Origin of the sequence: Streptomyces rhizosphaerihabitans, from assembly GCF_025399795.1 — a bacterium.
Classification (GTDB): Bacteria; Actinomycetota; Actinomycetes; order Streptomycetales; family Streptomycetaceae; genus Streptomyces; species Streptomyces rhizosphaerihabitans.
In genome coordinates this window covers 1-440 of the sequence record NZ_JAODTZ010000192.1, presented here as the reverse complement: position 1 = coordinate 440, position 440 = coordinate 1, and the positions used below count along the sequence as shown (strand labels likewise).

The window sequence follows — 440 nt, the reverse complement described above, 5'->3', positions numbered from 1 at the left end:
GAATGCCCACCGCAGCAAAGCGCGCGCGGCCTCGGTCGCATAACCGTGGCCCCACGCTGCATCGTCGAAGCAGTAGCCCAGCGACGCGCTGCGGAAGTCCGGATTCCACCTGTTCAGGGTGCACCAGCCGATGAACGCCCCGTCGGAGACACGATCCACGGCCAGCCGCGCCCCGGTGCCTTCCTTTTCCATCTCTCGGCAACGGGTGATGAACTTCTCGGCGCGCGCGCGTTCGGTCCACGGTGGATCGTCCCAGTAGCGCAGCACGTAGGCGTTGCTTTGCAGCGCGAACAGGTCGTTCGCGTCCGCGTCTTCGAAGGCACGCAGTCGAAGGCGAGCAGTGTGCAACGAGGGGGTGGGCAGCGACATACTCATGTTCCATCCCGTGATCGGTGGCCGATCAATCAGACATCCGATGCGGCTCACTCGCAACGGGTTTC

The 440-nt window shown here is 64.5% G+C and carries 1 protein-coding gene; it reads right to left on the bottom strand.

Translation table 11 applies throughout. The annotated features are described in order from the left end of the window. The coding region (locus N4G66_RS45360; RefSeq protein ID WP_261710176.1) for a GNAT family N-acetyltransferase at positions 1 to 369 on the bottom strand (369 nt) is incomplete at its 3' end. Between the last annotated feature and the right edge of the window lie 71 nt (positions 370 to 440).